Source organism: Burkholderia sp. SRS-25 (genome assembly GCF_004343765.1).
Lineage (GTDB): Bacteria > Pseudomonadota > Gammaproteobacteria > Burkholderiales > Burkholderiaceae > Burkholderia > Burkholderia contaminans.
Genome location: NZ_PTXM01000044.1, coordinates 12,505 through 36,987 on the forward strand (window position 1 = coordinate 12,505; position 24,483 = coordinate 36,987).

The following is a 24,483-nucleotide window of genomic DNA, read 5'->3' on the forward strand; positions in this document are numbered from 1 at the left end:
ACGCGTGGCGCGGGCTGTTCGCGGCACTGTCCTGCACGCCACATTAGTTGCGCACACAACCATATCACTCTTCCCCGCGCACCGGAAACGCGGGTTTAGCCGGAGCGCTTCCGTCCCCTTAAAGCTGGTCGTCCACCGGCAGCAGCATGAATATGCCGGTCATCACGTTGCGCAGCAGCCCCGCATGCGGATCGACGTGATAGGTGGTCGGCTGGCCGTCGTCGATGCCCGTCCATTCGAGTTCGGGCGACCCGCCGCCCGCCGGCGTCACAAGGCTCACGCGGTAGCTTTCATCCGGCTGGGTCACGCGCGCGAAGATCGTCGCGACCTGCTGCGCGAGCGCCGGGCTGTGGATCACGAGCGCCAGTTCGGTGTTCAGGTGCGCGGAACGCGGATCGAGGTTCATCGAGCCGATCACGAGGATCTTCCGGTCGATCACGTACGCCTTCGCGTGCAGGCTTGCCCGCGAGCGCGACCCGAACAGGCGCGCGCGCGGCTGGCCCGGCTGCGCCTTGAACTCGTACAGCTCGACGCTGCGCTGCAGCAGCGGCACGCGATACGGACCATAGCCTGCCTGCACGGCGACCGCGTCGGTCGCGGCGAGCGAATTCGTCAGGATCGCGACGCGCACGCCGCGCGCGGTCGCCTCGCCGAGGATCTTCACGCCGGCGTCATGCGGCACGAAATACGGCGAGAACGCGAGGAATTCCTGCCGCGCGCCGCGCGTGAGTTCCACCAGGCGCCGCATTGGCGGGCTCACGTATGCGTCGGTCGGCTGCGCGACCTTGTCGGGCGCGTCGACCTTGAACTCGGCCGGCGCCCACACGAGCGCGAGCTCGTCGCGGGCAATCTGCTGCGCGAGCGGCGTCGCGTTCAGCGGCTTCGCGTTGTATGGATCGGCGTTCGTGCGCCAGTGGGCGCGCAGCTCGTCGCGCGTCGCGTCGAGGTCCTTCGGATCGAACGACTGGTGGTTCAGCACGCGCAGCGGATAGCTGCTCGCGCTCGACCAGTAAGTGTCGAAGCTCGCCGACACGTCGTTCGTCACGGGGCCGGCGGCCAGCACGTCGAGATCGCGGAATTGCAGCGTCGGGCTCGCGTTGAAGTATTCGTCACCGAGATTGCGGCCGCCGACGATCGCGATCTGGTTGTCCGCGATCATCGCCTTGTTGTGCATCCGGCGCGTGAAGCTGTCGATGCGCGTGAAGAAATTGGCCGTGCGCTCGACCATGCCCTGCTGCGACGCGCCGAACGGGTTGAACACACGGATCTCGATGTTCGGATGCGTGTTCAGCGCGGCCATGATGCGATCGATGTCGCGGAAATTCAGGTCGTCGACCAGCATCCGCACCCGCACGCCGCGATCGGCCGCGTACAGCGCCGCGCCGAGCAGCAGCTTGCCGGTCGTGTCCTCGGTCGCGATGTAGTACTGCATGTCGAGCGTCTTCGTCGCGGCGCGTGCAAGCGCGATGCGCATCTGCAGCGCCTCCGCACCTTCCGCCAGCAGCCGGAAACCGGACTGGCCCGGATGCGCGGCCGCGGGCCCGGCCAGCGCGTCGCGCAGCGGCGTCGCGGTATCGGGCGGCAACGCGTGGGAAACCGGGCGATCGAGCGTGGTGGCGGGCGGATGCGTCGCGCACGCGGCGACGAGCGATAGCAGCACGCCGACGGCCAGTGCGCGGGCCGGGCGGCATGCGGCGCGCCACGACAGCGCGGCCGGTGCGCGCCGGATCAATGAGGTGAACACGGAAACTTCCTCGACTGGCGGAACAAAGGGCCCGCATGCGCCGCGGCGCGCGGCTGGCGCGCGGTTCCGGCCGATTCTAGTGGGCGCCCGATGAACCGGTCAATCGCGCTGGCGACACCGGCACCGGCGAACCGCCGGCGTGCCCCCGACTGTCGGGCGTCGCTGCCCCACCACGCCGGGGGCGGCCGCGGGACGGGCCGCACGCCAAAGCGGTCCAACCAATCAGGCGTCATCGCCGCTGCGCTCGAAATGGCTGCGCACATAGTCGATATGCGTCTGCATCGCGGTGCGCGCCTCCTCCGGCCGTTGCGCGCAGATCGCGTCGCACACGACGCGGTGCTGCAGCAACAACAGCTCGGACGCCTGCTCGTCGTGCGTCGTCATGCCCGCCACGTTGATCGAGATGTGCTCGCGCAGCATCCCGATCACGCTCGTATGCAGGTGCAGGAACATCGTGTTGTGCGACGCGAGCGCGATCGCCTCGTGCAGCTTCGCGTCGGTCGCGGCCTCGATGGCCGCGGCGCCGTTCGCGTGCGCGGTTTCGAGCTCGCGCAGCAGCGCACGGATCCGGCGCCGGTCGTTCGCATCGGCGCGCAGCGCGGCGAAATAGGCGGTCGCGCCTTCCAGCACGCGGCGGAACTCGAGGATGTCGTCGCGCAGCGCCGGATGATCGGCGACCAGCTGGCCCCAAGGTGATGCGATGCCGGCACGCAACTGGTCAGTCACGTAAACGCCCGCGCCGCGCCGGCTCTGCAGCAGCCCGCGCGCGACGAGCCGCTGGGTTGCCTCGCGCACCGTATTGCGCGCAACGCCGTATTCCTGCGCGAGCACTCGCTCGGCCGGCAAGCGTGCGCCGGCCGGCCAGGTGCCGTCGAGCAGCGCCGTCTCGATCTTGCGCATCACCACTTCGGTCCGGCCCCGTGCCGTCATCGCTGCCATCGTCGCGTCTCCCTGCGGAATACCTGCCACGCCGATTGGCCCAACCAATTTGAGCTGCGGCGCCGTCGCGGGAATTATGCAGCGAAATCGTCGTCCCGCATCCGCATGCCGGGCCGTCGCATCTGGAGCGAGACATGAACGAAAGGCAGTACCCCGCCGCCGCCCCCGCGCACGTCTATCTGTTCGCGACCTGCCTGGTCGACCTGTTCGTCCCCGAAGCCGGGCTCGACGCGGTCCGCCTGCTGGAACGCGAAGGCCTGACCGTCCACTATCCGCGCGGCCAGAGCTGCTGCGGGCAGCCGGCCTACAGCAGCGGCAATCCCGAAGAAGCGCGCCGCGTCGCGGCCGCTCAGCTCGACCTGTTCGCCGAACCGTGGCCCGTGATCGTGCCGTCCGGCTCGTGCGGCGGCATGATCCGGCACCATTGGCCGGCGCTGTTTGCCGACGACCGCGTCCACGGCCCCAAGGCCCGTGCGATTGCGGAACGGACCTACGAACTCACCGAATTCCTCGTCCACGTGCTCGACGTGCGGCTCGATGCGCTCGCCGCGCCGGCCGGCGCCGACGAGCGCGTGGTGCTGCACACGTCATGCGCAGCCCGCCGCGAGATGGGCACGCGTGTGCACGGCGTCGCGCTCGTCGACGCGCTGCCGGGCGTGACGCGCATCGAACACAAACGCGAATCCGAATGCTGCGGCTTCGGCGGCACGTTCTCGCTGAAGCATCCCGACATCTCCGGCGCGATGGTGCGCGACAAGGTCGCGTCGGCCTGCGCGACGGGCTGCGACCGGCTCGTATCCGCCGACTGCGGCTGCCTGCTGAACATCGGCCACGCGGCCGAAAAGTCCGGCGCCGCGCTGCCGGTCGAGCACCTCGCCAGCTTCCTGTGGCGGCGCACGGCATGCGCCGCATCGCTGCGCGGAGACAAGCCATGAGCGCGCGCGACGCAATCCTCCAGCGGCTGCGCGCTGCCGCCCCGGGTGTGGCGGCCGCGGCCGCCCCCGCACTCGACGCGCGCATCGACACGCATTACGACACGCGCCGCGCGCAGAACGAGGCCGCGCACGATCCACACGCGCTTGCCGTCACGATGCAGGCCGCGCTCACCGCGTCGCACGCGGACGTCTGGTGCGCGACCGGCGACGAATGGCCCGCGCAGCTCGCCGCGCGGCTCGCCGAGGCCGGCGTACGCCGCCTGCTGCTCGACCCGGCCCGCGCCGAATCCGCCGCGCTCGCCCGCGCGCTGCCCGGCGCAGTCGCACCGGTACCGTTCGACCGGCCGATCGACGCGTGGAAACCCGAACTGTTCGACACGATCGATGCGGGTTTCACCGTTGCGCGCTCGGGCATCGCGGCCACCGGCACCGTCGTGCTCGCACCCGATGCCGGCACGCCGCGCACGGTGTCGCTCGTGCCGCCGCTGCACGTCGCGCTCGTCCACGCGAGCACGCTGCATCCCGACCTGCATGCGGCCGCGCACGCGGAGCACTGGCAGGCCGGCATGCCGACCAACCTCGTGCTGGTGTCGGGCCCGTCGAAGACCTCCGACATCCAGCAGACGCTCGCCTATGGCGCGCATGGCCCGCGCCGCCTGTGGGTCGTGATCGTCACCGGTACGGCAGCCGGCCGCGCGGCCACCACCGTCAGCGAGGACATCCCGCGATGAGCGACCACACGCTGCAATTCGTCGCCCCCGGCGACTTCAAGACCCGCGCGCGCGCTGCGCTCGACGATCCCGCGCTGCGCAAGAGCTTTCGCGGCGCGATGGACTTCCTGCAGGGCAAGCGTGCAACGCAGTTCCCCGACGACGACGAGCTGCAGCAATTGCGCGACCTCGGCGAAGCGGTGCGGCAGCATGCGCTCGCGCAGTTGCCCGCGCTGCTCGAACGGCTGGAGACCAAGCTCACCGAAGCCGGCGTGCACGTGCACTGGGCCGAGACGGCGGCCGACGCGAATGCAATCGTGCTCGGCATCGCGCAGGCGAAGAAGGCGCGCCGCGTGATCAAGGGCAAGTCGATGGCGAGCGAGGAAATCGAGCTGAACCATTACCTCGCGGAGCACGGCGTCGATTGCATCGAATCCGACATGGGCGAATTCATCGTGCAGCTCGCGGGCGAGAAGCCGTCGCATATCGTGATGCCGGCGATCCACAAGACGCGCGGCGACATCGCCGAGCTGTTCGAGGAACACATCCCCGGCACGCGCTACACGGAGGACGTCGACGAGCTGATCCAGACCGGCCGGCGCGCGCTGCGCAGCGCGTTCGCCGAAGCGGACATCGGCCTGTCGGGCGTGAACTTCGCGGCGGCCGACACCGGCACGCTGTGGCTCGTCGAAAACGAAGGCAACGGCCGGCTGTCGACGACGGTACCCGACACGCACGTCGCGATCATGGGGATCGAGAAGGTCGTCGAGAAGCTCGAGCACATCGTGCCGCTGTCGAGCCTGCTCACGCGTTCGGCCACCGGCCAGGCGATCACGACGTACTTCAACCTGATCTCGGGCCCGCGCCGCGACGGCGAACGCGACGGCCCCCGCGAGCTGCATCTCGTGCTGCTCGACAACGGCCGCACGCAGGCCTACGCGGACGAGCAGCTGCGCGCGACGCTGCAGTGCATCCGCTGCGGCGCGTGCATGAACCACTGCCCCGTCTATACGCGCATCGGCGGCCACGCATACGGCACGACCTACCCGGGCCCGATCGGCAAGATCATCTCGCCGCACCTGCTCGGCCTCGACGCGACGGCCGACCTGCCGACCGCATCGACGCTGTGCGGCGCGTGCGGCGAGGTGTGCCCGGTGCGAATTCCGATCCCGCAACTGCTCGTGCGGCTGCGCACCGAAGCGAACCGCAAGCCCGACGAACCCGTCGCGCACCCGCTGCGCGGCCAGGGCGCGAACTACAACCGCGCGGAAGACCTCGTGTGGCGCTTCTGGTCGGGCGCGTTCGCGCATCCGCGCGCATATCGCGCGTTCCGCTGGACCGCCACGCGGCTGCATGCGCTGACGCCCGCCAGACAGATGGGGTGGACGCAGCACCGCACGCCGCTCGAGCCGGCGCCGCGCAGCCTGTCCGACCTGCTGCGCGCACGCGGCCAGCCCGAATAGCCGTTTCGTTTCTCAAGCCGTACCGACAAAAACCTATGGAGGAGACATCCATGCAGGCCTGGCATCAGATCTACACCCCGCTCGGCAGCCTCGGGCTGTCGGCGTTCGTCGCCGCAATCCCGATCATCTTCTTTTTCGTCGCGCTGGCCGCGCTGCGGCTCAAGGGCCACGTCGCCGCGGCGATCACGCTGCTGCTCTCGCTCGGCGTCGCGATCCTCGCGTACGGGATGCCCGTGCCGCAGGCGCTCGCAGCGGCCGGCTTCGGCTTCGCGTACGGCATCTGGCCGATCGCGTGGATCATCGTCGCGGCCGTGTTCCTGTACAAGATCGTCGTGAAGACCGGCCAGTTCGACATCATTCGCGCGTCCGTCCTGTCGATCACCGACGACCAGCGCCTGCAGATGCTGCTGATCGGCTTCTCGTTCGGCGCGTTCCTCGAGGGCGCGGCCGGCTTCGGCGCGCCCGTCGCGATCACCGCCGCGCTGCTCGTCGGCCTCGGCTTCAAGCCTCTGCACGCGGCAGGACTGTGTCTGATTGCAAACACTGCACCGGTCGCGTTCGGCGCAATGGGCATTCCGATCATCGTCGCCGGGCAGGTGACGGGCATCGACCCGTTCCATATCGGCGCGATGGCCGGCCGCCAGCTGCCGCTGCTGTCGCTCGCGGTGCCGTTCTGGCTCGTGTTCATGATGGACGGGCTGCGCGGCGTGCGGCAGACCTGGCCGGCCGCGCTCGTCGCGGGCGGCAGCTTCGCGGTGACGCAGTACTTCACGTCGAACCACATCGGGCCCGAGCTGCCGGACATCACGTCGTCGCTCGTCAGCCTCGTCGCGCTCGCCGCGTTCCTGAAGGTCTGGCAGCCGCGCACCGCGAAGCAGACGGCCGGCGGCCTCGTCGCGTCCGGCAGCGGCGCCGCGCTCGCGGGCTTCGGCGGCGCAGGCTCGCGCAGCGGCTTCGGCACCGGCACGAGCCGGCAGGCATCGCCGTACACGCTCGCGCAGACCGTGCGCGCGTGGTCGCCGTTCCTGATCCTGACGGCCGTCGTCACCGTGTGGAGCATCGCGCCGTTCAAGGCGCTGTTCGCCGCGCACGGCGCACTCGCGTCGACCGTGCTGAAGTTCCATGTGGCGGGGCTCGACCAGCTCGTCGTGAAGACCGCGCCGATCGCCGCGACGCCGAAGGCGCTCGACGCGGTGCTGAAGATCGATCTCGTGTCGGCGGTGGGCAGCGCGATCCTCGTGACCGCGCTGATCTCGATGGCGCTGCTGCGGATGAAGCCGCGCGACGCGCTCGTCACGTTCGGCGAGACGCTGAAGGAACTGACGCGCCCGATCCTGTCGATCGGCCTCGTGCTCGCGTTCGCGTTCGTCGCGAATTACTCGGGGATGTCGTCGACGCTCGCGCTGATGCTGGCCGCGACCGGCGCCGCGTTCCCGTTCTTCTCGCCGTTCCTCGGCTGGCTCGGCGTGTTCCTGACGGGCTCGGACACGTCGTCGAACGCGCTGTTCTGCTCGCTGCAGCAGGCCACGGCCCATCAGCTCGGCGTACCCGAGACGCTCGCGGTGGCCGCGAACACGACGGGCGGCGTGACCGCGAAGATGATCTCGCCGCAGTCGATCGCGGTCGCCTGCGCGGCGACGGGCCTCGTCGGCAAGGAGTCGGAGCTGTTCCGCTTCACGGTGCGACACAGCCTGCTGTTCGCGGTGATCGTCGGGTTGATCACGCTCGCGCAGGCGTACGTGCTGCCGGGCATGGTTCCGTAAGCGGCACCCGCCCCAAAAACAAAACCCCACGCCCGAAAGAGCGTGGGGTTTTTCATGTCGCCGGTTGATCGCCCGCCGCGGCAGGCGATCGGTTGCGCGATCAGCTGCCCTTCGCGATGCGATCCTCGATGTGCTGCGCACGGCTCGCCGACGACGGGTGCGAGCTCATCATCGAGCTTTGGCCGCCGTCGAGCTTCGCTAGCTTCTGGAATGCGGTGACGAGGCCCTTCTGGTTCATGCCCTTCTGCTTCATCAGGTCGAACGAGTAATCGTCGGCCGCGCTTTCCTGCGTCTGCGAGAACTGCGCGTTGATGAACTTCTCCGTGATGTCGCCGAGCTGCGAACTCGTCAGTGCCGCCACGCCCGGCGATGCCGCGCCGGCCGCGGTGCGTGCCGCGCTGACCGCGTAGGCCGTCTGCATCGCCTTCTTCGAGTGGCCGAGGGCAACGTGGCCCATTTCATGGCCGATCACGCCGCGCAGTTCGTCATCGTTCATCTGGTCCATCAGGCCGCTGTACACGCGCACGCAGCCGTTGCCCATCGCCCACGCGTTGACGTCCTTGGTCATGTAGACCTTGTAGTTGATCTTCTGGCCGTTCAGCGTCATGTCGCCGAAGCCCTTCATCACCTTCGTCAGGCGCTTCGCATATGCGCTGTTCGCCGGCGCGATCTTCGATTCGGCATCGCTCGATTTGCACGAGTCGTTCGACAGTGCGGCGATGTCGGCATCCGACAGCGTCGCTGCCTTGTACAAGCTGGTCCCCGCCGACGTCAGGCTGTTCGCGTCAAGGCTCTGCACCCCGCCGCACGCGCTCAACAGAAACGCCACGCCACACGCTGCCACCGCTTTCTTGAGTTGCATCCCGGAATCCCTCGATAGTTGTATTTGGGAGCGGCGATTTTGCATAATCCGGCAGAAAATTACCAGATGTTTACATCCGATGACACGTTGATTACCTAGCGAACAGGAACGAAGCGGCGCACCGGAACGGGATTGGCGACGGAAAACGGCGTAATCGCCGCAACCGGGCGACGATCGGAAGGGGAACCGGGCGGGCTCAGGCCGTCTGGTCGCGGCGTCGCGTCAGCCGCCGCGCGACCAGCATCGGCAACCGCACCGCAAAACCGGTGAACAGGCGCAGGTGCATCCACGCAAGCAGCGCGTTGTCGCGGCCATAGTGGAAGTGCGAGACGCCGCCCTCGTGGCGGCCGAAATAGCGCACCGGCGCGTCGATGCGGATCGGACGCACGCCGGCCCAGCACAGCCGCACGGCCGCCTCGGGATCGAAGTCGAAGCCGCGCATCCACGGCTGGCGGCGCATGATCGCCGCCAGCGGCGCGACCGGATACACGCGAAACCCGTACAGCGAATCGCCGATCCCGGCCCACAGCGTTTCGAGGTCGGCCCAGGCGTTCGACAGCCGGCGGCCCTGCACGCGCAACTGCGGCGCACTCGCGTCGAACTTCGGCACGCCCAGCACCATCGCGTCGGGCGCGGCCTGCGATGCGGCCATGAATGCGGGAATCAGGTCAGACGGATGCTGGCCGTCGGAATCCATCGTCAACACATGCGTGAAGCCGCTCGCGGCCGCCGCGTCGAGCCCGGCGAGCACCGCGGCGCCCTTGCCGCGGTTCTCCGGCAGCACGATCACACGCAAGCCCGGGTCGCGCTCGGCCATCGCCTGCAGCCGTTCCGCGCTGCCGTCGGTGCTGCCGTCGACGACGACCCACACCGGATTCCACTGCGCGCGGGCATTGCGCACGGTCGTGTCGACCTTGGCACCCGGGTTGTAGCTCGGAATCAGGACGAGATGGGTGGACGACGCGTGCAGCTTGGACATGGAAACGGCCGATTGCGAAGACGGGGATCCTGACAAAAGTTTATGACTTGCCGGCGACCGTCGGCAGGCTTCGTCGACGTCGCCCGCGTGCGGGGCCGGCGGCTCGATCGTGAGGTTTTCCCGTTTCATGACAACCATGCCTCCTCATGACCCGCGCTGGCCTCGATCTCGACCAGCAGGTCGTCGCGGCACACGTCCGCATGAACGACGAGCGGCCGCACGCCGGGGCCGGCCGCATCGCGCAGCACGCGCTCGATCGCGGCCAGCGCCTCGGCATCGCCGGCGTCGCGCACGTAGACGCGATAGCTCAGGTCGGCGAGCGAGAACGGGCCGTGCCCCTGGCGCGCGGCCTGCTCGAGCACGGCCGCGAGGTTCGCGACCGTCTCGCGCGTTTGCGCGACGACGTCGCCGTGATGCACGGTGCGGTGCCCGACGATGCTCGCGGTGCCCGATACGAACAGCACCGGCGCGGCATCGCCTTCCGACCATGTGGCGGCGCGCGCGAACGTCGGCGCACGCGGGCCGTACTCCGCCGGATAGTGATACGCGCTGACCTGGCGCGGGTTCTCGACCGGATCGACCGGCGTGCGGCTCGCAAGGAAATGAATCGCGAGCGGCGCGGCCGGCGATGCATCGCCCGCGACCGGCACGACCGAACCGAGCGCGCATGCGGCCGGCACACCGCCGGTCAGCGCGCGGCGGCACGCATCGAACGCGTGCTGGCGCCCGATATTGAACTGACGATAGCGCTCGATCCCGAACTGCACCGCGTTGATCGCCGGCACGGTATTCCAGATGCGCAGCGGATGCGGCATGCCGAGCGAATCGAGCACGCCGAACAGGGCGCGGTACGCGTCGTGGGTCGCGCGTTCGAGCGGCGTGCCGCCGTCGTGCGATTCGTTCGCCTCATGTGCTTCTTCGTGCACGACGATGCTGCCGAACACGAGGCCCGCTGTTTCGCTGTACCGATAGTGCAGCGCGCCGCGCCGTTCACTGCGCAGGTCATGCGCTTGGCATTGCCAGATTTCGCAGACGGCGTCGTCCGGCGCGATGCCGGCGCCGAGCAGCGTCATCGGCACGGGCGCGACCGGCAGGTCGGGTACGACATCGGCCAGCATCCGTGCCGCCGCGTCCGCTCGTGATTCGGCGTGCGATGCCGTGTCCGCGCCAATGCACACCGCACCCAATGCGCCGGGAAACGCGCGCTCGAATCGATCGCCACGACCACGCGCATCGTGCAGCAGCGCGGCGAGCCGCGCATGGCTCATCCGGACGAGCCGCAGTGCCCGGTCGCCGTCAAGCGCGAGCGCTTCGCCCGATCGCGATGCGACCGGCCCGGCCGCCGTCTGCCCGCGCCCGACGGGCGCGATAGAGGATGACAGGGAGCACGGCCGCCGTTCGGCGTCGACTGGATGCACGGACACTTCGATTTCCTCACTATGCGGCCCAGGCCGCGCAACATCATGGCCTGCGCCGCGTTGCGTTACGTCACGCCGACGCTGCGCGCTTCGTCAGGCGAGCCCGCCGTTGACGGACAGCACCTGCCCCGTCACATAGGCCGCGGCATCGGACACCAGGTACGCGACCATCGCCGCGACTTCGTCGGGCCGGCCCGCGCGCTGCGCGGGCACGAGCTGCTTGATGCGTTCCGCGGGAAACGCGTGCTCGGCCATCGGCGATTCGATGATGCCGGGCGCGACCGCGTTCACGGTGATGCCGCGCGACGCGAGCTCGAGCGACAGCGACTTCGTCGCGCCGATCAGCCCCGCCTTCGCGGCCGCGTAGTTGACCTGCCCGCGATTGCCGGTCACGCCGGCCACCGACGCAATGTTGACGATCCGTCCGCGCCGCGTGCGGATCATCGGCAACAGCAGCGGCTGCGTGACGTTGAAGAAGCCGTTGAGCGTCACGTCGAGCACGCTGTGCCACTGTTGTCGCGACATGCCGGCCATCGGCGCATCGTCGTGAATCCCTGCGTTGTTGACGAGGATCTGCACCGGCGCATCGTCGATGAACGGCTTCAGCGCGGCGAGCGTCGCATCGGCGTCGGTCACGTCGAACGCAATCGCGTGCGCGGAGCCGCCGGCCTCGACGATCTGCTGCGCGACGGCCTCCGCCTGCGCGAGATGGCGGTTCGCATGCACCCACACTTCATGGCCGGCCTGCGCGAGGGCCGCGCAGATCGCCTGCCCGAGTGCGCCGCTGCCGCCCGTCACGAGCGAGCGCATCGAATTGCTCCGTTCATCGCGTTCCACCTCGATCGACGCGGCCGCGTATCGTCTGCCGATCGCGGCCGCCTGCCGTCATCATCTGTGCGTCGCGCCCGTGCGCGACGCGCTCACTTCGTGCGGTGCGCGGCGACGTACGCAGCCAGTGCACCGAGCGTCGCAAAGATCTTCTGGTTGTCCGGATTGTCCGAACGCAACTCGAAGCCGTATTTCTTCGAGATCAGCAGGGCGATTTCCAGGATGTCGATGGAGTCGAGCCCGAAACCCTCGCCATACAACGGGGTCTCGGCCGTCACGGTTTCGAGCGTGACGTCTTCGAGATTCAGTTCGCCGATGATCAGCGTGGCGAGCTCTTGTTCCAGTGCGTTCATCATGCGTGCGGGCAGGCGGCCCGTGGCAGCGGAAGGTGCCCGGAAACGGCAATCGCCATGCACGCCCGGCGCGTGCGAATCTCCGTCCCTCCGGCGTCTGCCGGCTTCCCCGCCTGCATATTTGGGGATTGTTTGTAAAAGTTACGCGGATTCTAGACGAACGGGTATCGGGCCGTATACCGCCAATGGTTACAGACTGGCGAGCCGGCTCCGCGGCCCGTTTCGGGACCCGAATGCACGAGACGCTTGAGCCGCTTTGGATGGAAATGGACCGACCCCGCGAAACCGTTCGTCCCGCGCCATACAATCGGTTACAAAACCCGTTCGCGCCCGCCCCGAACACGCCGTCCCGCGGCCCTAAAATGAGCGTGCCCGACCACCGGCCCGGACCCGCGTCCCGGCCGCCATTCATATGATGTTTGACGGCCCGACCACCGCGTCCGGCCACGATCCGCCCGATGTCGCCAGTCATGCCGCGCCCGCCCTTCCGCTCCGTTCCGGTTCGCCCGTCAGCCCGCTGCCGCCCGGCCGCCGGTCACGCGTTCGCGCGCCGTGTGTGCGGAGGCCGGCGATGAGCCGGCTGCTGCCTGTCGCGCGCGGCATCGCCGCGGTCGGCGCCGTCGCGGCGTACCAGGCCGGCGCGCACTACGCGGCCGCGACACCCGGCGCGCACGGCTTCGGCCTCGCGATGGCGCTCGTGCCGCCGCTGCTGCTCGCGCTCGGCGCGGCACTGCGCTCGCCGCATCGCGCGTGGCTCGTGCCGGCGTGGCCGCTTGCCGCCGCCGCGCTATGGGCCGCCCGCGTGCCGCTCGCCCGGCATTTCGAATGGGGCCTGTATCTGGAACACGCGAGTTTCAACCTCGCGATGGCCGTGCTGTTCGGCCGTACGCTCGCCGCCGGCCAGGTACCGCTGTGCACACGCTTCGCGACGATGATCCACGGCGCGATCACGCCGGCCGTCGCGCGCTACACACGGCAGATCACGCTCGCGTGGACGCTGTTCTTCGTCGCGACCGCCGCCGTGTCGACGCTGCTGTTCGCGGCCGCGCCGATCGTCACGTGGTCGACGTTCGCGAACTACCTGTCGCTGCCGCTCGTCGCCGTGATGTTCGCCGCCGAGCATGCGTGCCGGCGCTTCGCACTACCGCACGAACCGCGGCCGCGCATGGTCGATGCGGTGCGCGCGTATCGCGCGACGACTCACGCATCGCAGCCGTCACGATGAATTCACGGCCGGCGCCGCGCGCCGGCCTTCGCTCCCGTTTTGACCGATTTATGCCGACTCACCCGCTGGTTTTCCATTCGTCGCCGGACCGGACGATCGCCTGGCGCGACGGCGCGCCCGTCACCGTGCGCGCGTTCGTCGCCGATGTCGCGCGCGTGGCCGCTGCGCTGCCCGCCGGCGGCCACGTGTTCAACGTGTGCCGCGACCGTTACCGCTTTGCGGTCAGCCTGTGCGCCGCGCTCGTTGCCGGCAAGATCAGCCTGCTGCCGTCGACGCACACGCCGGAAATGGTTCGCCAGCTCGCATCGTTCGCGCCCGACGCGTTCTGCCTGCACGACGCGCCCGACTGCACGATCGACCTGCCGCGCTTCGCGTACCCCGATGCCGCCCCCGGCGAGCTCGCGAGCGATGCGCCGTTCGTCGTGCCGCAGATCGATGCGGCGCGAATCATGGCCTACGTGTTCACGTCCGGCTCGACCGGCGCCCCGGTGCCGCACCGCAAGACCTGGGGCTTCCTGGTCGGCTGCGTGCGCGCGGCGGCCGACCGCCTCGGGCTGCTCGACGGCCGCGCGGCCACGCTGATCGGCACGGTGCCCCCGCAGCACATGTACGGCTTCGAGTCGACGGTGCTGCTCGCGCTGATCGGCGGCCTCGCGTTCAGCAACCGCCAGCCCTTCTACCCGGTCGACATTCGCGATGAACTCGACGCGATCCCGCAACCGCGCGTGCTCGTGACGTCGCCGATCCACCTGCGAGCGCTGCTGGCCGCCGGCCACGCGCTGCCGCCCGCGGCGCTCGTGCTGTCGGCCACCGCGCCGCTGTCGGAAAAGCTCGCGTGCGAAGCCGAGGCCGCGCTCGACGCGCCGCTCGTCGAGATCTACGGCAGCACCGAAACCGGCCAGATCGCCACCCGCCGCACGTCGCAAGGCGCGGCCTGGGCGTTGTTCCCGGGCATCCGGCTCGACGCGCGCGATGAACCGGAAAGCGACGACGGCGAGCCGACGATCTGGGTATCCGGCGGGCACGTCGAGGCGCCCGTGCCGATGGGCGACGCGCTCGAACTGCTCGGCGACGGCCGGTTCCTGCTGCACGGCCGCAAGGCCGACCTCGTCAACATCGCCGGCAAGCGCACGTCGCTCGCGTACCTGAACCATCAGCTCAATGCGATTGCGCAGGTGATCGACGGCGTGTTCTTCATGCCCGACGAAGCCGCGCCCGCCCACGCCGACGCGGACCTCGAACCGGTCACGCGCCTCGTCGCGCTGGTCGTCGCGCCGACGCTCGAGGCAGCCGACCTGCAGCGCGCGCTGCGCGAGCGGATCGATCCCGCGTTCATGCCGCGCCCGCTCGTGTTCGTCGACGCGCTGCCGCGCAACGAAACGGGCAAACTGCCGCGCGACGTGCTCGCCGCGCTCGTTGCACGACACACGTGCACCGCAGCCGCGCCGACGCCCGTGTGCGACCCGGCCGGCACACCGGCGGTCGCGCTCGGGTTCACGATCCCGGCCGATCACCCGGCGCTGCCCGGCCACTTCCCCGGCCATCCGGTCGTACCGGGCGTCGTGCTGCTCGATCACGCGATCCATGCGATCGGCGCGGCGCTGGACCGTCCGCTGCACACGTGGCGGCTCGGGTCCGCGAAATTCCTGAGCCCGGTCGCGCCCGGTGAGCCGCTCGATCTCGCGTACGACGCCGCGGCGAGCGGCGCGATCCGCTTCACGCTGCGCGCCGGGGCGCGCGAAGTCGCGAGCGGCGTGCTGTCCGCGCCGTCGTCCGTGCAGGATGGCGCGCAGCCATGAAGCGCACCGCATGGGCCGAACGCCAGGAACGCAGCAATGCGGGTTTGCTGCGCGCGATGACGTGGCTGTCGCTGCGCTTCGGCCGACAGCGCGCGCGCGTCGTGCTGCACCTGATCGCGACGTATTTCGTGCTGTTCTCGCCGATCGCGTGCGCGGCATCGCGCGATTACCTGCGCCGCGCGCTCGGCCGCCCCGCGCGCTGGCGCGACGTGTACCGGCACGTGTTCACGTTCGCGGCAACGATCCACGACCGCATCTACCTGATGAACGGCCGCTTCGACCTGTTCGACATCCGGCTGCACGGCGAAACGCTCGTCGACGACGCCCTCGCGGGCGGACGCGGCGCCTTCCTGATGGGCGCGCACCTCGGCAGCTTCGAGGTCGTGCGCGCAATCGGCCGCACGCACCCGAACCTGCGCGTCGTCGTGACGATGTACGAGAAGAACGCGCGCAAGATCAACGCGACGCTCGCCGCGGTGAATCCCGCCGCGCAGCCGGAAGTGATTCCGCTCGGGCAGGTCGACTCGATGCTGAAGGTGCGCGAGCGCCTCGACGCGAACTGCATGGTCGGCATGCTCGCCGACCGCACGCTGCTCGACGACGCGGCCGCGTCGCTGCGCCGGCTGCCGCTGCTCGGCGCGCCGGCAGCGTTCCCGCTCGGGCCGCTCTACATGGCCGCGATGTTGAAGCGGCCGGTGCTCTTCATGACGGGCCTCTATCGCGACGGCAACCGCTACGATGTGCACTTCGAGACGCTCGCCGATTTCTCCGACGTGCGGCGTGACGCACGCGCGGCGGCCGTCGACGCGGCGCTCGCGCGCTACGTCGCGCTGCTCGACCAGTACTGCCGCGCGGCACCGTACAACTGGTTCAACTATTTCGACTTCTGGCAAGGCGGCGATGCCGCGACCGTGACCGCGCGCAGCGGCGCGGCGCGCGCCGGTGCCGGCCTGTCCGCCACGAGGGATTCCGACGCATGACCGCCGTTCGCCGCTGCCTGCCCATGCTCCCGTCCGCGCTGCGTCGCGCCGTCCGCACGCTGGCCGTCGCGCTCGCCGCAACCGGCGCCATGACCGCGTTGGCTGCCACGCCCGCCCTAGCGGCCGACACGGCACCGGCGTGGAACCTCGACCGGTTGATGTCGACACTCGCGCAGCACAAGTCGGGGCGCGCGACGTTCACCGAAACGAAATACCTGTCGATCGCGACGCAGCCGGTCGAATCGTCAGGTGAACTCGTGTTCGTCGCGCCCGACCATCTCGAGAAGCACACGCTGAGCCCGAAACCCGAACATCTCGTCGTCGACGGCGACATGCTCACCGTCGAGCGCAACAACCGCAAATTCACGCTCGCGCTCGCGCGCTATCCGGAACTCGGCGCGTTCATCGACAGCATCCGCGCGACGCTCGCCGGCAACCGCTTCGCGCTCGAACAGGTGTACAAGGTCGCGCTCGCCGGACGCGGCGACGACTGGACGCTGACGCTCACGCCACTCGACTCGCGGATGCTGCAGGTCGTCAGCACGATCACGCTCGACGGCACGCGCGACGTATTGCGCAGCGTCGCGATCCGGCAGGCCGACGGCGACCGCTCGGTGATGCGGCTGCAACCCGTTCCGGCGAATCCGAACTGATGGACGAACGCGCTCGCCCCCCGTCGTCACCGGTCGCGCGCCGCCTGCACGCGCTGCGGCAGCGCGCGGTGCTCGTGTGGCTGCTCGCGCTGCTCGCATGCGGCGTCGCGATCTGGCGCGCGCACTTCACGGCCGACCTGTCCGCATTCCTGCCGAGCGCGCCGAGCGCCGGGCAGCGCGTGCTCGTCGACCAGTTGCGCGACGGCGTCGTGTCGCGGCTGATCCTCGTCGCAATCGACGGCGGCGATGCCACGACGCGCGCCGCGCTGTCGCGGCGCGTTGCCGGCGCGCTGCGCACCGATCCGCAATTCGCGGCCGTTCGCAACGGCGAAGCCGTGAACGACGCGCGCGACCAGCAGTTCGTCTTCGATCACCGCTACCTGCTGAGCCCGGCCGTCACGCCGCAGCGCTTCAGCGCCGCCGGCTTGCATCAGGCGCTCGGCGACAGCCTCGACCTGCTGAGTTCGTCGGCCGGCCTCGTGGCCAAGGCGATGCTGCCGCGCGACCCGACCGGTGAAGTCGCCACGCTCGTCGACCAGCTCGACAGCTCGGCGGAACCGGCGAACCGCGACGGCGTGTGGGCGTCGCGCGACGGCACGCGCGCGGTGCTCGTCGTGCAGACGGCCGCCGCCGGTTCCGATACCGACGCCCAGGCCCGCGCGATCGACACCCTGCGCCGAGCATTCGCCGCCGCGCAGCAGGCCGTGCCGAACGCCGCCGCGACCACGCTCGCGATGACGGGCCCCGGCGTGTTCTCGGTCGACACGCGCGACACGATCCGGCACGACGTCGAACGGCTGTCGACGGCGAGCGTCGTGCTGATCGTCGCGTTGCTGCTGACGCTGTACCGTTCGCCGCGCACGCTCGCGCTCGGCTTGCTGCCGGTGCTGACGGGCGTCGCGGCCGCGATTGCGGCGGTCAGCGTCGCCTTCGGCACGGTCCATGGGCTGACGCTCGGCTTCGGCACGACGCTGATCGGCGAAGCCGTCGACTATTCGATCTACCTGTTCGTGCAATCGGCTCAGGCCGGCACGCGCGGCGCGTCGCGCCCGGCCGACGCGACGCGCGCATGGGTCGCCGCGTACTGGCCGACGATCCGGCTCGGCGTGCTGACATCCGTGTGCGGGTTCGCGTCGATGCTGTTCTCCGGATTCCCCGGCCTCGTGCAGCTCGGGCTGTATTCGATCGTCGGGCTGGCGGCCGCCGCGCTCGTCACGCGCTTCGTGCTGCCGCATCTGCGCGGCGAGCATGTCGCAATCCGCGACGTGTCGCGCGTCGGCGCCGTGCTCGCGCGTGCGGCCGACGCCGCGCCGCGGCTGCGCTGGCCGCTCGCCGTGCTGGTGATCGCCGCGATCGCGACGCTCGTGCTGCATCGTGACGGCCTGTGGAGCCGCGAGCTCGCGGCGCTCAGCCCCGTGCCGGCGCAAGCGCAGGCGCTCGATGCGCGGCTGCGCGCCGATGTCGGCGCGCCCGATGTGCGCTATCTCGTCGTGATTTCTGCATCGACCGAACAGGCCGCACTCGAAGGCGCCGAAAAAGTGGCCGCACAATTGCAGCCGCTCGTCGACCGGGGCGCGCTCGCCGGCTTCGAAAGCCCCGCGCGCTACCTGCCGAGCGATGCCGCGCAGCGCGCGCGCCAGGCAAGCCTGCCGGATACCGGCGTGCTCGCCGCGCGGATGCACGACGCCGTCGCGAACCAGCCGATCGCGGTCAAACCCGAACTATTCACCCCGTTCATCGCCGACGTCGAGGCTGCGCGCCACGCACCGCTGCTGACGCGCGCGGACTTGCGCGGCACGTCGATGGCGCTCGCCGTCGATGCGCTGCTGACGGAACGCGACGGCCGCTGGAGCGCGATGCTGCCGCTGCGCGCGCCGGACGCCGCGCACACCGCGCAACCGGCATCGAGCCTCGATGCCGCGCCGATTCGCACGGCCGTCGCGCGCGCGGGCGTGCCCGATGCGCTGTTCGTCGACATGAAAGCCGAAGCCGATCGCCTGTACGTGAGCTATGTGCACGAGGACATCCGGCTGTCGCTCGCGGGCTTCGCCGCGATCGCCGTGCTGCTGCTGATCGCGCTGCGCTCGCCGCGCCGCGTCGTGCGCGCGCTCGCACCGCTCGTTGCAGCCGTGCTGGTCGTGACGGCCGGCTTCGCACTCGCCGGCGTGCAGCTGACGATTCTGCATCTCGTCGGGATGCTGCTGATCGTCGCGGTCGGCTCCAACTACGCGCTGTTCTTCTGCAAGCGCGACGACGCGCAGCCCGTCACGCCGTACACGCTCGTGTCGCTGCTGATCGCGAATCTCGCGACGGTCGCGGGCTTTGGGCTGCTGGCGCTGTCACGCGTGCCGCTGCTCGAAACCTTCGGGCTGACCGTCGGGCCGGGTGCGATGCTCGCGCTCGCGTTCTCCGCGATTCTCGCGCCGCGCCCCGCTGACGCTGTGACCATCAACCGCCATCGAGGGAGCCGCGCATGAACGCGCCGTCGTCCGTTCCGTCGCGACAGCCCGGCGACACACGCCGCTGGCAGCCGACACCGCTGATCGCGGGCACGGCCGCGCTGCACGCGGGCGCGGCGGCCGCCGTCGTCGCGCAGCCGGCCGCGTGGCCGTGGGCGGTCGGTGGCGTGGTCGCGTCGCATCTCGCGCTGACCGCCGCCGGCCTGTGGCCGCGCAGCGCGCTGCTCGGCCCGAACTGGACGCGCCTGCCGGCCCACGCTGGCCGCCGCATCGCGCTGACGATCGACGACGGTCCGGACCCGGACGTCACGCCGCGCGTGCTCGACCTGCTCGACCGTTACGACGCGCGCGCGACGTTCTTCTGCATCGGCGATCTGGCGCGCCGTCATCCGCGCTGGATCGAGGCGATCGTCGCGCGCGGTCACGCGATCGAAAACCACAGCCAGCGGCACCGTCACACGTTCTCTCTGTCGGGGCCCGCTGCGCTGCGGCGCGAGGTCGCGGCCGCGCAGCAGACGCTGACCGAGATCGCCGGCACGCGCCCGCTGTTCTTCCGGGCGCCGGCCGGCCTGCGCAATCCGTTTCTCGAGCCGGTGCTGTGCGAACTCGGCCTGCAGCTGGCGAGCTGGACGCGGCGCGGCTTCGACACACGCGCACGCGATGCGGCGACCGTCACGCGCCGCCTGCTGCACGGCCTCGCCGCACGCGACATCCTGCTGGTGCACGACGGCCATGCGGCGCGCGACGCGCGCGGCGAACCGGTCGTGCTCGACGTGCTGCAAGCGGTGCTGCGCGCGGCCGCCGATGCGCAATTGCACTGGACCACGCTGCGCGCGGCGCTCGCGCCGGAGCCGCCCGCCGGGCCGGGCGCGCCGGCCGGTTCGGCCCCCCCGTTTGATAAAATCTGATCTCGAACGGCGCGCCTGCCGGCCCTGCTGCGGCGCCCGTTCCGGCCACCGGATGCGACCCTCGTGAAACCTCTCCTGCTCTCGCACTTCACCGCCACCAGCTGCATCGGCCGCGGCCTCGATGCGACCCTCGATGCACTGCGCGACGCGCGCGGCGGGCTCCAGCCCTGCGACTTCGAACGTGCGGATCTCGACACGTGGATCGGTGCGGTGGACGGCGTCGATGCGCAGCCCGTGCGGGCCGACCTCGCCGACTTCGCGTGCCGCAACAATCGCCTCGCGCAGCTCGGCCTCACGCAAGACGGTTTCGACGCACGCGTCGCGGCGGCCGTCGCGCGCTATGGAGCGGCACGCGTCGGCGTGTTCATCGGCACGAGCACGGCCGGCATCCTCGAAACCGAGCACGCATACCAGCGCCGCGATCCGGCGAGCGGTGCGCTGCCCGCCGACTTCCGCTATGCGCACACGCACAACCCGTATTCGCCGGCCGCGTTCGTGCGCGCGTTTTTCGCGCTGCGCGGCCCGGCGATGGCGATCTCGTCCGCCTGTTCGTCCGGCGCGAAAGTGTTCGGCTCCGCGCACCGCATGATCGAGGCAGGCTTGATCGATGCGGCCGTCGTCGGCGGCGTCGATTCGCTGTGCCTGACGACGCTGTACGGCTTCAATTCGCTCGAACTGCTGTCGCGGCAGCCGTGCCGTCCGTTCGACGTCGCGCGCGACGGCATCTCGATCGGCGAGGCTGCCGCGTTCGCGCTCGTCGAACGCGTGCCGGACCCGCCCGCCGCACTCGACGCCGACGCGGTCCTGCTGCTCGGCATCGGCGAATCGAGCGACGCGCATCACATGTCGTCGCCGCATCCGGACGGGCTCGGCGCGCGCGTCGCGATCGAGCAGGCGCTCGCATCCGCCGGCCTGGGCGCGACCGACATCGACTACGTGAACCTGCACGGCACCGCGACGCCGAGCAACGACGCAGCCGAAAGCCGCGCGATCGGCGCACTGTTCGCGAGCACGCCGTGCAGCTCGACGAAGGGCGCGACCGGCCATACGCTCGGCGCGGCGGGTGCGCTCGAGGCGGTCGTCGCCGCGCTCGCGCTGCGCGATCAGTTCGTGCCGGCCGGCGTCAACACGACGCAACCCGACCCCGCGCTCGCCGCCGACTACGTGCTCGCGAGCCGCGATACGCGCGTACGCGCTGTCCTCTCCAATTCGTTCGGCTTCGGCGGCACGAATTGCAGCCTGATCCTCGGCCGCGCCGACCACGCCCGCCGTTGAGGCCCGCCATGACACTCACCGCCTTCATCGAAAGCATCGGCCTCGTCGGGCCCGGATTGGCCGACTGGCCGCACGCGGCCGACGTGCTCTCGGGCCGCGTACCGTACGCGCCCGCCCGCACCGAGCTGCCTCCACCGGCCGGCCTGCCGTCGGCCGAGCGACGCCGCACCGGCCCCGTCGTGCGCGTGGCGCTCGCGGCCGGCCACGAAGCGGTGGCCGCGAGCGGACGCGACGCCACGACGCTCGCGACCGTGTTCAGCGCGTCCGGCGGCGACGGACTGAATTGCCACGCGATCTGCGAGACGCTGGCCGGCGACGATCGCCAGCTGTCGCCGACGCGCTTCCACAACTCCGTGCACAACGCGCCGGCCGGCTACTGGAGCATCGCGACGCGCGCGATGGCGACGTCGAACGTGCTGTGCGCGCACGACGGCAGCTTTGCCGCGGGCCTGCTGGAAAGCCTGTGCCAGGTCGTGGTCGATCGCGTGCCGACCCTGCTGATCGCGTACGACACCGACTATCCGGAACCGCTGCGCGCGGTGCGCCCGATCGGCGACGCATTCGGCGCGGCGCTCGTGCTCGCGCCCGAAGCAAGCGAACGCGCGCTCGCCCGCATCGACGTGCGGCTCGTCGACGCCCCCGCCACGACACTCGCACACGCCGAACTCGACGCACTGCGCGCCGGCAATCCGGCCGCGCGCGTGCTGCCGCTGCTCGACGCGATCGCCGCGCGGCGTTCGACGCGCGTCGTGCTCGACTACCTGGCCGACACGCGCGTGCAGGTCGACGTCGCGATGCCGGATACGTTCGCGGAGCGCGCGTGATGACCGCGACGATCCCGCTCGCGCCGCCGCTCGACCACGCGTGGATCGCCGCGCACATTCCGCACGACGGCGCGATGTGCGTGCTCGATACGGTCGATGCGTGGGATGCCGATCGCATCCGCTGCACCGCGACGAGCCACCGCGATCCGCACAACCCACTGCGCTCGCACGGTCGGCTTGCCTCCGTCTGCGGGATCGAATACGCAGCGCAGGCGATGGCCCTGCACGGCGCGCTGCTCCGTGCGCGCGAAGCGCACCCGCGTGTCGGCTATCTGGCGAGCGTGCGCAACGTCGACGCGTTCGTCGACCGGCTCGACACGTTCGCGCAGCCGATCGTCGTCGAAGCGGAACGCGTGAGCGGCGACGCCCGTTCGGTGCTGTACGGCTTCGCGCTGCGCTGCGGCGATCGCGTGCTGCTGTCCGGCCGCGCCGCGGTCATGCTCGACGCGTCGGCGGCCGGCGTGCTTCGTCCAGGCCCGGCACCCACCGGCAATGCGAATCCTCGCTGAAGCCCCCTTACTCAACGGAAGGAAACCAGGTCGTGAAAGTTCGTCAGTTCATTGGCACCGCGCTCGTTCTGGCACTGATCAGCCCGATCGCGCACGCGGACATGTCGGAAGTGAAGCAGGACATCAAGCGAGATTCGAAGGAAGCCGCGCACAAGACCGGCGAGGCGGCCCGCAGCTTCGGCCACGCGACCGCGAGCGCCGCGAAGGCGGTCGGGCACGGAGTTGCGCACGTGTCGCGCGAAGGCTGGGATGCCACCAAGCGCACGACGAAGCGGATCTTCCACAAGAACGACTCGGGCGAATCGGGTGGGAAGAGCGAAAAGAGCGATTGACCACGCGCATCGCGCGCATCGCCGGCAGCGTGCGCGCGACGCGTGACCGCTCGTCAAGCGTGCCGCGTCACTGCCGCAATGCCGCCGTCAACGCGCGCCGCGCAGGCGGCGTGCCGGCTTGGCCCGCACGCGCGCGAAGCACTTGCCGTACGCGACGAGCCAGCAATCGCGATGATCGAAGTTCCGCAGCAGCCGCGCACGGCGCCGCTCGAGCCAGTAGAGCGAGACTGCCATCGTCAGCGCGACGGCCAGTGCCGTGCCGCCGATTGCGAGTCCCATCCAGGTATCGCCCATGCCTTCTCCGGAATGCGAAGCCGAAGCGGCGCGCCTGCCGCCGCCCTGGCACTGGATAGTGCGGAACACGGCCCGGCACGTGCGCGCACGCCACCGGACCGCTGAGCCGCCACACGTCAATGCATGTGCTGGCCGCCGTTGATCGCGATGTTGGAGCCCGTCACGAAGCCGGCCTCCTCCGAGCACAGGTAAGCCACCAGCGCCGCGACTTCCTCGGGCTTGCCGAGCCGGCCCGCCGGAATCTGCGGGAGGATCTTCGAGTCGAGGATGTCCTGCGGGATCGCCGTGACCATCTTCGTGGCGAGGTAGCCCGGCGACACCGTGTTCACCGTCACGCCCTTGCGCGCGATCTCGAGCGCGAGCGATTTCGTGAAGCCGTGCATGCCGGCTTTCGCGGCCGCGTAGTTGGTCTGGCCGACCGAACCCTTCGAGCCGTTCACCGACGAGATGTTGACGATGCGGCCCCAGCCGCGCTCGACCATGCCTTCGCAAACCGGCTTCGTCATGTTGAACACGGAATCGAGGTTGGTCCGGATCACCGCGTCCCAGTTGACCTTGTCGAGCTTGCGCAGCGTCATGTCGCGCGTGATGCCCGCGTTGTTCACGAGAATGTCGACCGGGCCGACGTCCCCCACGATCTTCTCGATGCATTGCTGGCACGAATCGTGATCGGCCACGTCCACCGGGTACGCGTGGAACTCGCGGCCGGCCGCGTGCATCTCGGTCAGCCAGCGGTCCGCACCGGTGTTGTTCGGCGAATACGTGACGACTACCCGGTGGCCCGCGTCGTTCAACCTGATGCTGACCGCTTCGCCGAGGCCGCCCATTCCACCAGTCACTACTGCAATTCGCTTAGTCATCCTATTAATTACCGACAAAAAAGTAATCGATCAAGGCGGAGCGGCGGCGTCGCTCAGGTTGCCGCCCCACCGCTTCGATGCGCAACCGCCCGCGTCTCGGGCGCGGCACGCACCGGCACCTCGCGCTTGTTGTTGACCGCTTGTCGTGCGCGAAAACTGCTTCGCCCGCGAGCGCGCCGGCGGGCGCCGCTCGCGGAACGAGCCGTCAGACCCGGCTCACGCGCGCTCGACCGCGAGCGCGACCCCCATCCCGCCGCCGATGCACAGCGACGCCAGCCCGCGCTTCGCATCGCGCTTGGCCATCTCGTGCAGCAGCGTCACCAGGATCCGGCAGCCCGACGCGCCGATCGGGTGACCGATCGCGATCGCCC

The 24,483-nt window shown here is 70.1% G+C and carries 23 protein-coding genes and 1 pseudogene; 14 read left to right on the forward strand and 10 right to left on the reverse strand.

What is annotated here, in order from left to right:
* Window positions 1-118: 118 nt before the first annotated feature.
* The gene (locus C5O79_RS37290; protein ID WP_047852216.1) at window positions 119-1,744 is read right to left on the reverse strand and encodes a phospholipase D family protein; all 1,626 of its coding nucleotides are present in this window, start codon (window positions 1,742-1,744) and stop codon (window positions 119-121) included.
* Window positions 1,745-1,966: 222 nt separating this feature from the next.
* Window positions 1,967-2,683 carry a FadR/GntR family transcriptional regulator gene (locus tag C5O79_RS37295; RefSeq protein WP_122474331.1) on the reverse strand — a complete coding sequence of 239 codons (717 nt, stop codon included), beginning with the start codon at window positions 2,681-2,683 and terminating at the stop codon, window positions 1,967-1,969.
* A 134-nt stretch (window positions 2,684-2,817) separates the two neighbouring features.
* Between C5O79_RS37295 and C5O79_RS37300 the strand changes: the two genes are divergently transcribed.
* From C5O79_RS37300 to C5O79_RS37315, 4 genes are read left to right on the forward strand one after another with little or no spacing between them, the layout of a single operon-like run.
* A complete protein-coding gene (locus C5O79_RS37300; RefSeq protein ID WP_122474332.1) occupies window positions 2,818-3,618 on the forward strand; it encodes a (Fe-S)-binding protein in 801 nt (266 codons plus the stop codon).
* Complete coding sequence (locus C5O79_RS37305; RefSeq protein ID WP_122474333.1) at window positions 3,615-4,349, forward strand: lactate utilization protein C; 735 nt, start codon at window positions 3,615-3,617, stop codon at window positions 4,347-4,349. The genes C5O79_RS37300 and C5O79_RS37305 overlap by 4 nt, the downstream gene beginning before the upstream one ends.
* Entirely contained in the window at window positions 4,346-5,791 is a 1,446-nt protein-coding gene (locus tag C5O79_RS37310) for a LutB/LldF family L-lactate oxidation iron-sulfur protein (RefSeq protein WP_122474334.1), read from the forward strand. Before C5O79_RS37305 ends, C5O79_RS37310 begins: the two co-directional genes overlap by 4 nt.
* A 50-nt stretch (window positions 5,792-5,841) precedes the next feature.
* Window positions 5,842-7,554 (forward strand): lactate permease LctP family transporter, encoded by a 1,713-nt coding sequence (locus C5O79_RS37315; RefSeq protein WP_122474584.1) that lies wholly within the window; start codon window positions 5,842-5,844, stop codon window positions 7,552-7,554.
* A gap of 100 nt (window positions 7,555-7,654) precedes the next feature.
* On the opposite strand, the gene C5O79_RS37320 is transcribed toward C5O79_RS37315, so the two are convergent.
* The 5 genes from C5O79_RS37320 to C5O79_RS37340 all read right to left on the reverse strand — a co-directional run bounded on the left by C5O79_RS37320 (window position 7,655) and on the right by C5O79_RS37340 (window position 11,994).
* Window positions 7,655-8,416: a M48 family metalloprotease gene (locus C5O79_RS37320; protein ID WP_046544421.1), complete on the reverse strand. Its 762-nt coding sequence runs from the start codon at window positions 8,414-8,416 to the stop codon at window positions 7,655-7,657.
* A gap of 196 nt (window positions 8,417-8,612) precedes the next feature.
* Window positions 8,613-9,395 (reverse strand): glycosyltransferase family 2 protein, encoded by a 783-nt coding sequence (locus C5O79_RS37325; RefSeq protein ID WP_046544420.1) that lies wholly within the window; start codon window positions 9,393-9,395, stop codon window positions 8,613-8,615.
* A 125-nt stretch (window positions 9,396-9,520) separates the two neighbouring features.
* Window positions 9,521-10,819 carry an endoribonuclease L-PSP gene (locus C5O79_RS37330; protein ID WP_131932289.1) on the reverse strand — a complete coding sequence of 433 codons (1,299 nt, stop codon included), beginning with the start codon at window positions 10,817-10,819 and terminating at the stop codon, window positions 9,521-9,523.
* 87 nt (window positions 10,820-10,906) lie between these two features.
* On the reverse strand, window positions 10,907-11,623 hold the full coding sequence (gene fabG / locus C5O79_RS37335; protein WP_046546238.1) for a 3-oxoacyl-ACP reductase FabG: 717 nt from the start codon (window positions 11,621-11,623) through the stop codon (window positions 10,907-10,909).
* A 110-nt stretch (window positions 11,624-11,733) separates the two neighbouring features.
* On the reverse strand, window positions 11,734-11,994 hold the full coding sequence (locus tag C5O79_RS37340) for a phosphopantetheine-binding protein (RefSeq protein WP_039360173.1): 261 nt from the start codon (window positions 11,992-11,994) through the stop codon (window positions 11,734-11,736).
* Between the two features lie 571 nt (window positions 11,995-12,565).
* On the opposite strand from C5O79_RS37340, the gene C5O79_RS37345 reads away from it, so the two are divergent.
* From C5O79_RS37345 to C5O79_RS37390, 10 genes are all read left to right on the forward strand, one after another.
* Entirely contained in the window at window positions 12,566-13,219 is a 654-nt protein-coding gene (locus C5O79_RS37345; protein WP_071335086.1) for a hypothetical protein, read from the forward strand.
* A 50-nt stretch (window positions 13,220-13,269) separates the two neighbouring features.
* A complete protein-coding gene (locus C5O79_RS37350; RefSeq protein WP_122474335.1) occupies window positions 13,270-15,018 on the forward strand; it encodes an acyl-CoA synthetase family protein in 1,749 nt (582 codons plus the stop codon).
* A complete protein-coding gene (locus tag C5O79_RS37355) occupies window positions 15,015-15,998 on the forward strand; it encodes an acyl-CoA synthetase (protein ID WP_046544416.1) in 984 nt (327 codons plus the stop codon). Before C5O79_RS37350 ends, C5O79_RS37355 begins: the two co-directional genes overlap by 4 nt.
* Entirely contained in the window at window positions 15,995-16,651 is a 657-nt protein-coding gene (locus C5O79_RS37360; RefSeq protein ID WP_046544415.1) for an outer membrane lipoprotein carrier protein LolA, read from the forward strand. Before C5O79_RS37355 ends, C5O79_RS37360 begins: the two co-directional genes overlap by 4 nt.
* On the forward strand, window positions 16,651-19,128 hold the full coding sequence (locus C5O79_RS37365) for an MMPL family transporter (RefSeq protein WP_122474336.1): 2,478 nt from the start codon (window positions 16,651-16,653) through the stop codon (window positions 19,126-19,128). The genes C5O79_RS37360 and C5O79_RS37365 overlap by 1 nt, the downstream gene beginning before the upstream one ends.
* Window positions 19,125-20,018: a polysaccharide deacetylase family protein gene (locus C5O79_RS37370; protein ID WP_122474337.1), complete on the forward strand. Its 894-nt coding sequence runs from the start codon at window positions 19,125-19,127 to the stop codon at window positions 20,016-20,018. The genes C5O79_RS37365 and C5O79_RS37370 overlap by 4 nt, the downstream gene beginning before the upstream one ends.
* Window positions 20,019-20,081: 63 nt before the next feature.
* Window positions 20,082-21,293: a beta-ketoacyl-[acyl-carrier-protein] synthase family protein gene (locus C5O79_RS37375; protein ID WP_122474338.1), complete on the forward strand. Its 1,212-nt coding sequence runs from the start codon at window positions 20,082-20,084 to the stop codon at window positions 21,291-21,293.
* An 8-nt stretch (window positions 21,294-21,301) separates the two neighbouring features.
* Entirely contained in the window at window positions 21,302-22,117 is an 816-nt protein-coding gene (locus C5O79_RS37380) for a beta-ketoacyl synthase chain length factor (RefSeq protein ID WP_122474339.1), read from the forward strand.
* Complete coding sequence (locus C5O79_RS37385) at window positions 22,117-22,626, forward strand: hotdog family protein (RefSeq protein WP_122474340.1); 510 nt, start codon at window positions 22,117-22,119, stop codon at window positions 22,624-22,626. Before C5O79_RS37380 ends, C5O79_RS37385 begins: the two co-directional genes overlap by 1 nt.
* A gap of 32 nt (window positions 22,627-22,658) precedes the next feature.
* A complete protein-coding gene (locus C5O79_RS37390) occupies window positions 22,659-22,958 on the forward strand; it encodes a hypothetical protein (protein ID WP_039360203.1) in 300 nt (99 codons plus the stop codon).
* An 87-nt stretch (window positions 22,959-23,045) separates the two neighbouring features.
* Here the strand turns inward: C5O79_RS37390 and C5O79_RS37395 are convergent, their stop codons facing one another.
* From C5O79_RS37395 to C5O79_RS37405, 3 genes and pseudogenes are all read right to left on the reverse strand, one after another.
* A complete protein-coding gene (locus C5O79_RS37395) occupies window positions 23,046-23,252 on the reverse strand; it encodes a hypothetical protein (protein WP_046544409.1) in 207 nt (68 codons plus the stop codon).
* Between the two features lie 116 nt (window positions 23,253-23,368).
* Window positions 23,369-24,112: an acetoacetyl-CoA reductase gene (gene phbB, locus C5O79_RS37400; RefSeq protein ID WP_046544408.1), complete on the reverse strand. Its 744-nt coding sequence runs from the start codon at window positions 24,110-24,112 to the stop codon at window positions 23,369-23,371.
* Between the two features lie 216 nt (window positions 24,113-24,328).
* Window positions 24,329-24,483, reverse strand: a pseudogene (locus tag C5O79_RS37405) (acetyl-CoA C-acetyltransferase); the annotation flags it as partial.

Excerpts from the sequence above, each read along its gene's own strand:
- C5O79_RS37355 (WP_046544416.1), top strand. The coding sequence starts at position 15,015 with ATGAAGCGCACCGCATGGGCCGAACGCCAGGAACGCAGCAATGCGGGT.
- C5O79_RS37345 (WP_071335086.1), top strand. The coding sequence starts at position 12,566 with ATGAGCCGGCTGCTGCCTGTCGCGCGCGGCATCGCCGCGGTCGGCGCC.
- C5O79_RS37320 (WP_046544421.1), bottom strand. The coding sequence starts at position 8,416 with ATGCAACTCAAGAAAGCGGTGGCAGCGTGTGGCGTGGCGTTTCTGTTG.
- fabG (WP_046546238.1), bottom strand. The coding sequence starts at position 11,623 with ATGCGCTCGCTCGTGACGGGCGGCAGCGGCGCACTCGGGCAGGCGATC.
- C5O79_RS37300 (WP_122474332.1), top strand. The coding sequence starts at position 2,818 with ATGAACGAAAGGCAGTACCCCGCCGCCGCCCCCGCGCACGTCTATCTG.
- C5O79_RS37350 (WP_122474335.1), top strand. The coding sequence starts at position 13,270 with ATGCCGACTCACCCGCTGGTTTTCCATTCGTCGCCGGACCGGACGATC.
- C5O79_RS37370 (WP_122474337.1), top strand. The coding sequence starts at position 19,125 with ATGAACGCGCCGTCGTCCGTTCCGTCGCGACAGCCCGGCGACACACGC.
- C5O79_RS37305 (WP_122474333.1), top strand. The coding sequence starts at position 3,615 with ATGAGCGCGCGCGACGCAATCCTCCAGCGGCTGCGCGCTGCCGCCCCG.
- C5O79_RS37310 (WP_122474334.1), top strand. The coding sequence starts at position 4,346 with ATGAGCGACCACACGCTGCAATTCGTCGCCCCCGGCGACTTCAAGACC.
- C5O79_RS37380 (WP_122474339.1), top strand. The coding sequence starts at position 21,302 with ATGACACTCACCGCCTTCATCGAAAGCATCGGCCTCGTCGGGCCCGGA.
- phbB (WP_046544408.1), bottom strand. The coding sequence starts at position 24,112 with ATGACTAAGCGAATTGCAGTAGTGACTGGTGGAATGGGCGGCCTCGGC.
- C5O79_RS37295 (WP_122474331.1), bottom strand. The coding sequence starts at position 2,683 with ATGGCAGCGATGACGGCACGGGGCCGGACCGAAGTGGTGATGCGCAAG.
- C5O79_RS37360 (WP_046544415.1), top strand. The coding sequence starts at position 15,995 with ATGACCGCCGTTCGCCGCTGCCTGCCCATGCTCCCGTCCGCGCTGCGT.
- C5O79_RS37325 (WP_046544420.1), bottom strand. The coding sequence starts at position 9,395 with ATGTCCAAGCTGCACGCGTCGTCCACCCATCTCGTCCTGATTCCGAGC.
- C5O79_RS37395 (WP_046544409.1), bottom strand. The coding sequence starts at position 23,252 with ATGGGCGATACCTGGATGGGACTCGCAATCGGCGGCACGGCACTGGCC.
- C5O79_RS37340 (WP_039360173.1), bottom strand. The coding sequence starts at position 11,994 with ATGAACGCACTGGAACAAGAGCTCGCCACGCTGATCATCGGCGAACTG.
- C5O79_RS37365 (WP_122474336.1), top strand. The coding sequence starts at position 16,651 with ATGGACGAACGCGCTCGCCCCCCGTCGTCACCGGTCGCGCGCCGCCTG.
- C5O79_RS37385 (WP_122474340.1), top strand. The coding sequence starts at position 22,117 with ATGACCGCGACGATCCCGCTCGCGCCGCCGCTCGACCACGCGTGGATC.
- C5O79_RS37315 (WP_122474584.1), top strand. The coding sequence starts at position 5,842 with ATGCAGGCCTGGCATCAGATCTACACCCCGCTCGGCAGCCTCGGGCTG.